General features: G+C 58.5%; 7 protein-coding genes and 1 pseudogene. 3 read left to right on the top strand and 5 right to left on the bottom strand.

What is annotated here, in order from left to right; translation table 11 throughout:
• Positions 1 to 211 precede the first annotated feature (211 nt).
• The 3 genes from msrQ to ABJP42_RS01995 form a co-directional block, all read right to left on the bottom strand.
• Complete coding sequence (gene msrQ, locus ABJP42_RS02005) at positions 212 to 811, bottom strand: protein-methionine-sulfoxide reductase heme-binding subunit MsrQ (RefSeq protein WP_348338226.1); 600 nt, start codon at positions 809 to 811, stop codon at positions 212 to 214.
• A gap of 11 nt (positions 812 to 822) precedes the next feature.
• Positions 823 to 1746, bottom strand: a complete 924-nt coding sequence (gene msrP, locus ABJP42_RS02000; RefSeq protein WP_348338225.1) for a protein-methionine-sulfoxide reductase catalytic subunit MsrP — start codon at positions 1744 to 1746, stop codon at positions 823 to 825.
• A gap of 70 nt (positions 1747 to 1816) precedes the next feature.
• Positions 1817 to 3307, bottom strand: coding sequence for an FMN-binding glutamate synthase family protein (locus ABJP42_RS01995; RefSeq protein ID WP_348338224.1), 1491 nt, complete (start codon positions 3305 to 3307; stop codon positions 1817 to 1819).
• Positions 3308 to 3426: 119 nt separating this feature from the next.
• Here ABJP42_RS01995 and ABJP42_RS01990 point away from each other — a divergent pair, with 119 nt between their 5' ends.
• Entirely contained in the window at positions 3427 to 3873 is a 447-nt protein-coding gene (locus tag ABJP42_RS01990) for a DUF302 domain-containing protein (RefSeq protein WP_348338223.1), read from the top strand.
• 92 nt (positions 3874 to 3965) lie between these two features.
• Here the strand turns inward: ABJP42_RS01990 and clpB are convergent, their stop codons facing one another.
• Complete coding sequence (gene clpB, locus ABJP42_RS01985; protein ID WP_348338222.1) at positions 3966 to 6584, bottom strand: ATP-dependent chaperone ClpB; 2619 nt, start codon at positions 6582 to 6584, stop codon at positions 3966 to 3968.
• Between the two features lie 250 nt (positions 6585 to 6834).
• Between clpB and pyrF the strand changes: the two genes are divergently transcribed.
• On the top strand, positions 6835 to 7566 hold the full coding sequence (gene pyrF / locus ABJP42_RS01980; RefSeq protein ID WP_348338221.1) for an orotidine-5'-phosphate decarboxylase: 732 nt from the start codon (positions 6835 to 6837) through the stop codon (positions 7564 to 7566).
• A 386-nt stretch (positions 7567 to 7952) separates the two neighbouring features.
• Here the strand turns inward: pyrF and ABJP42_RS01975 are convergent, their stop codons facing one another.
• Positions 7953 to 8360 carry an NUDIX hydrolase gene (locus ABJP42_RS01975; protein WP_348338220.1) on the bottom strand — a complete coding sequence of 136 codons (408 nt, stop codon included), beginning with the start codon at positions 8358 to 8360 and terminating at the stop codon, positions 7953 to 7955.
• A 99-nt stretch (positions 8361 to 8459) separates the two neighbouring features.
• Between ABJP42_RS01975 and ABJP42_RS01970 the strand changes: the two are divergent.
• Positions 8460 to 8634, top strand: a pseudogene (locus tag ABJP42_RS01970) (DNA polymerase IV); the annotation flags it as partial.

Below are 8634 nucleotides of genomic sequence, written 5' to 3'. Positions count from 1 at the left end.
CGCCAGTTTCCCCATGTTTGCATGGGCTTAACAAGCTCCTAACAAGAGAACCCCAGCCCAAGGCTAACCCTCAGGATCCCAAAACCAACCAAACCAAAGACTCACTCGAAACCTCAAACCGACTCGTCTCAAAAAGCCCCCTCATCACCTTCCAATAAATATTCCCGCCAGAGGCAAAACAAACAGCGCAGCACAAAGGCTGCCAATTTGCTCAGACCAGACGGCGCCTCGACGCCCCCGGAAGGCGAAGGCCAAGCAGACCAATGATCATTGCCAAATAGATCAGAGGTTCAATCTGAAACCCCTTGACCAACATCACATAATGCACCCCACCCAGAAGAGCCGCCGGGTAAGTCAACAGATGCAGCCGACGCCAACGACGCCCCAGTCGGTGCACAGACCAATTGTTGGAGGTCAGGGCCAGGGGCACCATGAGGATAAATCCCGCCATGCCGATGGTGATATAGGGGCGTTTTGCGATGTCGCGCAGGATTTGCGACAGGATCTGAACATCCAAAACCAACCAGACAAGCAGATGCAGGGTGACGTAGGAAAAGGCCAAGAGACCAATAGCGCGGCGAAACTTTAAGAGGTTCAGCCCGGTTAAGCGGCGCAGCGGCGTCACTGCCAGCCCCAGTATTACCAGTTGCAGGGCCCGTTCGCCCAGCGCGTGCTCCATCGCCTTGACGGGATCAGGCCCCAACCCGCCGTTCACACCAAGGTACAGCAGCCAGGCGGGATAAATCCCCCCAAGGAGATAGAGCAGCCAGGGAGGCAGTTTGCGAAGGGCCAGATTAATCCGATCGATCATAGCCTACCCGCTCAGAAATGTTTGGCCAGATCCATGCCCTCATAGAGAGAGGCGACCTCATCCCCGTAGCCATTGAACATCAGGGTATCCTGACGGCTGGCAAAGAGCCCGCCCCCCAGGCGGCGCTCGGAGGCCTGGCTCCACCGTGGGTGTGAGACCTCTGGGTTCACATTGCTATAGAACCCGTATTCCCGCGCGTTTGCCATATTCCAGCTGGTTTCTGGCTCTTTATCTGTAAGGGTGATGCGGACGATGGATTTGATCGACTTGAAGCCATATTTCCACGGCACCACCAGGCGCAGCGGTGCGCCGTTCTGGTTTGGCAGATCCTTGCCAAAGATTCCTGTCGCCATCAGGGTCAGGGGATGCAGGGCTTCATCCAGGCGCAGCCCTTCACGATAGGGCCAGTCGAGCACCTGGTAGGCGGTGCCGGGCATTTCAGACGGACGATAGAGCGTTTCAAACGCCACGTATTTGGCCCCCGCCTTTATACCGGCCAGTTCCAGCAGATCCGCCAGCTCAAATCCGGTCCAGGGCACCACCATGGACCAGGCCTCGACACAGCGGAATCGGTAGATGCGCTCTTCCAGGGTCATCTCACCCAGGATCTGCTGAAAGTCATAGTCGCCGGGGCGGTCCACCAGGCCGTCAATCTTGACGCTCCAGGGTGAGGTGGTCAACTGGCCCGCGTATTTGGCCGGATCGCCCTTGCCGGTGCCAAACTCATAGTAGTTGCAATAGGTGGTCACATCTTCCCAGGAGTTCGGCTCCAGGGCCTCGGCCTGGGTGTCAGCCTGTGCAGCCGCCGGCAAGCCACCCAACCCGGCAAGTCCAGCCATGCCGCCAAGCCCTGCCATGATCTGGCGACGGTTCATAAAGGTGGCCTTGGGGGTCACATCAGCAGCACTCAGGGTATTGGTCCAACGGCGGGCCATGGGCGTCTCCTCGTAAAACTCTTCCCATCTGCAGTAGCGCAGAGTGGCCCTACCGCCAAAACATATCCTGTCACGTCTGCGCGACGGCACTGTAACTTGGCACCAGTTCATTCATAGGTCGCGAATGGCCGTTCTCTTGCATGATGCGCACATGGCGGCGGCGCAGCTGACGCGGTTCGGCTACGCCAACGGAGTGGGCGATGGTTTCGACCTCGTGGATGATCTCACTGGCATAGCGGGCAACGCGTTTGTCTTTATCCTCCACCACCAGACCCTTTTGGAAACGGGGATCATGGGTGGTGATGCCGGTGGGACAGGTGTTTTTGTTGCACTTCAGCGCCTGAATACAGCCCAGGGAGAACATGAAACCCCGCGCCGAGGTGACAAAATCAGCCCCTGCTGCCAGCGCCCAGGCAACATCACCGGGATTGACCAGTTTGCCGCTGGAGATCAGCCGGATACGATCCCTGAACCCGTATTCATCCCGCAGGTTGCACACCAGCGGCAGGGCCTCGCGTACTGACATGCCAACCAGATCAATCAATGGCATTGGCGCGGCACCGGTGCCGCCTTCGCCGCCATCGATGGTGATGAAATCCGGCGCTGCCTCGGGACGGGCGGCAATGTTCAGGAACAGCTCCCGCATCACCGCCTCAGATCCCACCACAGTCTTGATGCCGACGGGTTTGCCAGTCACCTCGCGCACATGAGCAATCATATCCAACAGATCATCAAAGCTGTTCATCTCGGGGTGGCGATTGGGCGAGATGCTGGCCTCTCCCTCGGGAATGCCGCGGATCTCGGCGATCTCGGCACTGACCTTTTCCGCCGGCAGAATGCCGCCCTTGCCGGGCTTGGCCCCCTGCGAGAGCTTCAGCTCGAACATCCGCACCGTAGGATTGGCCGCGACCTCGCGCAGCTTGGTATCACTAAAACCGCCTTCGGGATTGCGCACACCGTATTTGGCAGTACCGATTTGAAAAACGATGTCGCACCCGCCCTCCAGATGAAAGGGGCTGAGGCCGCCCTCGCCAGTATTAAGCCAGACGCCTGCTTCGCGTGCGCCACGGCTCAGCGCCCGCACAGCCGGTTTTGACAGCGCACCGTAGCTCATACCCGAGATGTTAAAGAAAGAGGGCGCCATATAGGGCACCCGCGCCTCTGCCCCAATGCACAGGGGTTCTGTGCTGGCATATTGATCGTTCAGCGGTGGAAAGGGCGCGTTTACAAAGATCGGCGTGCCCGGAACGGCAGTGTTGCGGGTGGAGCCAAAGGCAACGGTATTGCCTGCCCCTTCAGCGGCGCGCCCCACCCATTCACGCTGTGCGCGGTTAAAGGGCAGCTCTTCGCGATCCATGGCAAAGAAATACTGACGAAAGAACTCGCCCATGGTGGAGAACAGATGCCGGAACCTGCCAATCACCGGGTAGTTTCGCCGGATCGCATCATGGGTCTGCAACCGGTCAATGACAAACAGCAAAAGACCCACCAGAACCAAGGCGCCGAGAAAGAAAACAAAACCAATTGCGAGAAATTCTATAGCCTTTGCCGCGAAACCCATGCAAAAACTCCTATATATAAATGTAACAGGTGGCCCGGTGCTGCCTGTTTCTATCCCCCTAAAATGAGGGGGATGCCCGCAATGGGCAAGATACTGCAGTTCACATTGGGAGAAGCCAGATGAAATATTTCACCACTGCCGCCAGTTTTGCCATGAGCATGCTGCTGTTCACCCCCGTCCAAGCGGATGAGATGGTCAGCTTTTCGACCGGCCTGGCCTATGACGATGTGACCTTTGGATTAGAGAGCGCCATCACCGATCGCGGGCTGGTGGTGGATCATGTCAGCCATGTTGGCGCCATGCTGGAGCGCACCCGCGCGGATGTCGGCTCTGATGTGGAGCTGTTCCAGCAGGCGGATGTCTATTCCTTCTGCTCTGCCAAACTGTCCCGCCAGGTGATGGAGGCCGACCCGATGAATATCACCTTCTGCCCCTATGACATCTTTGTCGCCCAACGCCCCGGCGAAGACATGGTCATCATTGGCTTTCGCAGCTTCCCGGATGGGGAGATGCAGATCATCCAGGAGCTTTTAAATGAGATCGTGCAGGAAGCCATCGAAGAATAGACCTGTCGGGCTTCACCTGCCCCAGCCGCAAAAAGCCCGCCGAAACCGGCGGGCTTTCTTTTGGCTTCATGCAGAGAGGTCAAAGCCTAGGGTCAGTGCACCACGGCATCATCCGGTTTGGGCCGCTCCGATGTGCCTAGGCGATCCCCGATGATCAGCCCTTCGCCACCGGCAGAGACCGGCACGGTATCGCCGTCCTTGACCTCGCCGCTCAGCAACAATTCGGCCAGGGCGTTTTGCAGAGCCCGTTGGATCACCCGCTTCAGCGGTCTCGCACCAAAGACAGGATCATAACCTTCATCCGCCAGCCAGGTCTTGGCCCCCTCGTCAAAGGACAGGGTGATCTTGCGCGAAGCCAGACGTTTGGCCAGACGTCCAAGCTGGATATCAACGATGCCATCCATATCCTTGCGGGCCAGACGGTCAAAGATGATGGTCTCGTCCAACCGGTTGAGGAACTCAGGCCGGAAATGCGCCTTTACCGCATCCATCACATCGCGCTTGGCATCCGAGGCATCCGCCCCTTCGGGCAGCTGGCTCAGCGATTGAGCACCAAGGTTCGAGGTCAGGATGATCAGCGTCTGCTTGAAATCAACAGTGCGTCCCTGACCATCGGTCAGCATGCCATCGTCCAGCACCTGCAAGAGCACGTTGAACACATCCGGATGCGCCTTTTCCACCTCGTCGAACAGCACCACCTGATAGGGACGACGGCGCACCGCTTCGGTCAGGGCACCACCCTCGTCGTAGCCGACATAGCCGGGAGGCGCACCGATCAGCCGGGCGACACTGTGCTTCTCCATGTATTCCGACATATCAATCCGCACCATGGCGTTATCATCGTCGAACAGGAAGTTGGCCACCGCCTTGGTCAGTTCGGTTTTCCCCACCCCGGTTGGCCCGAGGAACAGGAAAGAGCCAAGCGGACGGTTCTCATCGTTCAGCCCCGCACGGGCGCGGCGCACCGCATTGGCCACCGCCGTAACTGGCGCGTTCTGGCCGATAACACGGGAATGCAGCTCATCTTCCATGCGCAGCAGCTTGTCGCGTTCGCCCTCCAGCATCTTGGAGGTCGGAATACCGGTCCAACGCTCGACGACTCCCGCGATCTGTTCAGGACGCACGGCCTCTTCCACCATCACGCCCTGCTCTTCGCGGCTTTCGGCCTCGCCCAGCTGTTTTTCCAGATCGGGAATGACGCCATAGGACAGCTCACCGGCGCGGGCCAGATTGGCCTCACGTTTGGCAATCTCCAGATCCGCGCGGGCGCGGTCCAGTTTTTCCTTAATGTCGCGCGCGCCAGCCAGCTTATCCCGTTCGGCCTGCCACTGCGCGGTCATCTCGGCTGACTGTTCCTGCAGATCCGAGAGTTCCTTTTGCAGGGTCTCCAGACGATCCTGGGAGGCCGCATCCTCCTCAACCTTCAATGCTTCTTCCTCGATCTGCATCTGCAGGATCTGCCGGTCGAGCGCATCCAAGGCTTCGGGTTTGCTGTCCACCTGCATCCGCAATCGGCTGGCGGCTTCATCCACCAGATCGATGGCCTTATCCGGCAGGAAACGGTCAGTGATATAGCGGTTCGACAGGGTTGCCGCCGAGACCAGCGCCGCATCGGCAATCCGCACCCCGTGGTGCAGCTCGTATTTTTCCTTGATGCCGCGCAGGATCGACACGGTGTCTTCCACCGTAGGCTCCTGCACCACAACCGGCTGGAACCGACGGGCCAGGGCCGCGTCTTTTTCCACATATTTGCGGTATTCATCCAGAGTGGTGGCACCGATACAGTGCAGCTCACCCCGCGCCAGCGCCGGTTTGATCAGATTGGCCGCATCCATGGCGCCATCAGATTTGCCCGCCCCCACAAGGGTGTGCATCTCATCAATGAACAGGATGATTTCGCCTGCGGCCTCGGTGACCTCGGTCAGAACTGCCTTCAGGCGTTCCTCAAATTCACCGCGATATTTGGCACCGGCAATCAGTGCCCCCATGTCCAGCGACAGCAGTTGCTTGTCACGCAAGCTCTCAGGCACATCACCATTGACGATGCGCAGGGCCATGCCCTCGGCAATTGCAGTTTTACCAACACCGGGCTCACCGATCAGAACTGGATTGTTCTTGGTCCGGCGGCTCAGCACCTGCATGGCACGGCGAATTTCCTCATCACGGCCAATGATAGGGTCGATTTTGCCTTCCCGCGCGGCCTCGGTCAGATCGCGGGCGTATTTCTTCAGCGCGTCATAGCCTTCCTCGGCAGTGGCGCTATCCGCTGTACGGCCTTTGCGAATGTCATTGATCGCTTCATTCAGCTTCTGCGCCGAGACATCACCCGCCGCCAGTGCATCCTTGGCCTTTGATTTCACCATGCAGAGCGCCATCAAAACCCGCTCAACGGGAACAAAACTGTCGCCAGCTTTTTCGGCAATCTTGCTGGCTTCATCCAGCACCTTGGCGGTCTGGCCATCCAGATAGACCTGCGCGGCATCGCCGCTAACCTTGGGCAATTTGCCCACGGCCGCATCCACGGCCTCAACCACACGGGCCGCATTGCCGCCTGACTTTCCGATCAGATTGCTCGCAAACCCCTGATCGTCATCCATCAATGCCTTGAGAAGATGTTCCGGCACCATCCGCTGGTGCTCTTCGCGCATCGCAATGGTCTGCGCTGCCTGCACGAAACCTCGTGCCCGCTCGGTGAACTTGTTCAAGTCCATGTCTCTCTCCTTTTACAAGCGCCCGAATAGATATGGTTGCGCCCGCATTGCGGCACGCCCCGGTTCGGGCCTCACAGATCAATTTGGGAGGTCTTGCCGCCTCTTCAAGATCATACTGCGCGAAAATTCCTGCAAAAGCCCTGACATGGCGCAAAATCCGGACCATTTTCGTGGTTTTTTGGGCTTTCCACATGTTCGGCTGCGCAGTAGGAAAGCGCCATTCCCACAGCCCTGAAACCGGAGAGACCCCATGACCAAAACCACAGCCGACGACCGCCTGATTGTTGCCATGGATGTTCCGGATGCCCTCGCCGGGTTGAAACTGGCCGAGCAACTGGGCGATGCGGTCTCTTTTTACAAGATCGGCCTGGGCATGCTGACGGGTGGCGGGCTGGCGCTCGCGAATGAGTTGAAGCAGGAATTGGGTAAACGGATCTTTCTCGATATGAAGCTGTTTGACATTGGTGCCACGGTTGAAAACGCTGTGCGGGGCCTGGCGCAGTTTGATCTGGATTTCCTGACGGTGCACGGCGACCCCTATGTGGTAAAAGCCGCCAAGGAAGGCGCCGCTGGCAAGGAGATGAAAATCCTCGCAGTGACCATCCTCACCTCGCTGGATCGCACCGATCTGGACGGCGCCCTGATCAAACCCGGCGAAATTCGCGATCTCGTGCAGGAACGCGCGGGCAATGCCTTTGCCGCCGGGGCAGATGGTGTCATTGCCAGCCCGCAAGAGGCGGCGCTGATCCGCGCCCTGCCCGAAGCCGCAGGCAAGCTGATTGTCACCCCTGGTGTACGCCCTGTGGGGGCCGATCTTGGCGATCAAAAACGCGTGGCCACTCCGGCCAGTGCCATTGCCGAGGGGGCAGACCATATCGTGGTGGGCCGCCCGATCTGGCAGGCAGAGAACCCTTTCACCGCCGCTCAGGCCATTTTGCAGGAGCTCGCCAGCCCTCAGGCGCAGCAGCCAAATCACTCCTAAAAGCTGTTTTTCAGCTGCTTTCCTTTTGGCCAAGAGGGGCTTGTCCCCTTCTGCTTAAAAATACATCGGAAAATAAACTTACCCAGTGCAGCGCCGAGATGAGACATATGTTGCGGCACAGACAGGCTGACGTTGCGTCAACTGGCTGTATTTAGGTGAAAAAATCATCACACTTGGTGAGCTGTGCCAAATTGTCCCGTGACGGGAAAGCCACATCTAGGGGCGGCAAGCCCCAAAAGACACAAGATGAAATTTGCGAAAGCCAGTGAGATGGGTGATTCTAACCTTGAGACACTCCCCTGACGAGCTCCTCTTCCTGAGGCTCGTCTCCCTGCCCCCGCCGCTGAGCGGGGGAATTTTTTCCATTTTCACGCCACCTTTGCGGATCAGCCCTGCTGCTGGTCCAGGTAGCTTTGCAATTGCTCCGCAAAATGCGGCACTGCGAGGCTATGGCCGCAATAGTCCTGCGGCGCCATCAACTGCCAGCACTGCCCTTCGTCCCCCAGCCTGACCTCTGCCACCAGTTCCTCCGGCTGATGGCTAACAAAGAACCACACGAGCCCCCGCGGGCGCTGATAGCTTTTTGCCCAGATCAAATCCGCCTGGGGTATCAACAGGCTGACCTCTTCGCGGGTTTCCCGCAGCGCACAGTCCATCGGGCTTTCGCCGCCTTCGCGGCCGCCACCCGGCAGATCCCAGTAGCCGGGATAGGGAATATCCGCCCGGTCATCACGTTTGATGACCAACAGATCCCGACCCAGAAACAAGGCCAGTTTTGCACCGGAAAAAGACATGACCCATCACTTGATAATTGGAAGAACTAAAGACAAAACACGCGCGCGGAGGTAGACTAGACCTCCGCCTTCGCACAGAGATAAAGCCCCTACCGCGCCATGCAAGCCCTTTGCCGTGATTGCCTCAGCCAGATTGCCCCAACGCGACGCTGCCCAGAGTGCGGCAGCCCGCGGATCAAGCAGCATGACGAGCTGTTTTCCCTGACCATCGCCCATATGGACTGCGATGCCTTTTATGCCAGCGTGGAAAAACGCGACAATCCCGAACTGGCTG

The organism is Pseudophaeobacter sp. (assembly GCF_039971195.1).
In the GTDB taxonomy this organism is placed as follows: domain Bacteria; phylum Pseudomonadota; class Alphaproteobacteria; order Rhodobacterales; family Rhodobacteraceae; genus Pseudophaeobacter.
This window is presented reverse-complemented; position numbering and strand designations above follow the sequence as displayed.

What these genes read in the sequence shown, in the direction of transcription:
- clpB (WP_348338222.1), bottom strand. Translation starts at nt 6,584, where the DNA reads ATGGACTTGAACAAGTTCACCGAGCGGGCACGAGGTTTCGTGCAGGCA.
- ABJP42_RS01990 (WP_348338223.1), top strand. Translation starts at nt 3,427, where the DNA reads ATGAAATATTTCACCACTGCCGCCAGTTTTGCCATGAGCATGCTGCTG.
- msrP (WP_348338225.1), bottom strand. Translation starts at nt 1,746, where the DNA reads ATGGCCCGCCGTTGGACCAATACCCTGAGTGCTGCTGATGTGACCCCC.
- ABJP42_RS01995 (WP_348338224.1), bottom strand. Translation starts at nt 3,307, where the DNA reads ATGGGTTTCGCGGCAAAGGCTATAGAATTTCTCGCAATTGGTTTTGTT.
- ABJP42_RS01975 (WP_348338220.1), bottom strand. Translation starts at nt 8,360, where the DNA reads ATGTCTTTTTCCGGTGCAAAACTGGCCTTGTTTCTGGGTCGGGATCTG.
- pyrF (WP_348338221.1), top strand. Translation starts at nt 6,835, where the DNA reads ATGACCAAAACCACAGCCGACGACCGCCTGATTGTTGCCATGGATGTT.
- msrQ (WP_348338226.1), bottom strand. Translation starts at nt 811, where the DNA reads ATGATCGATCGGATTAATCTGGCCCTTCGCAAACTGCCTCCCTGGCTG.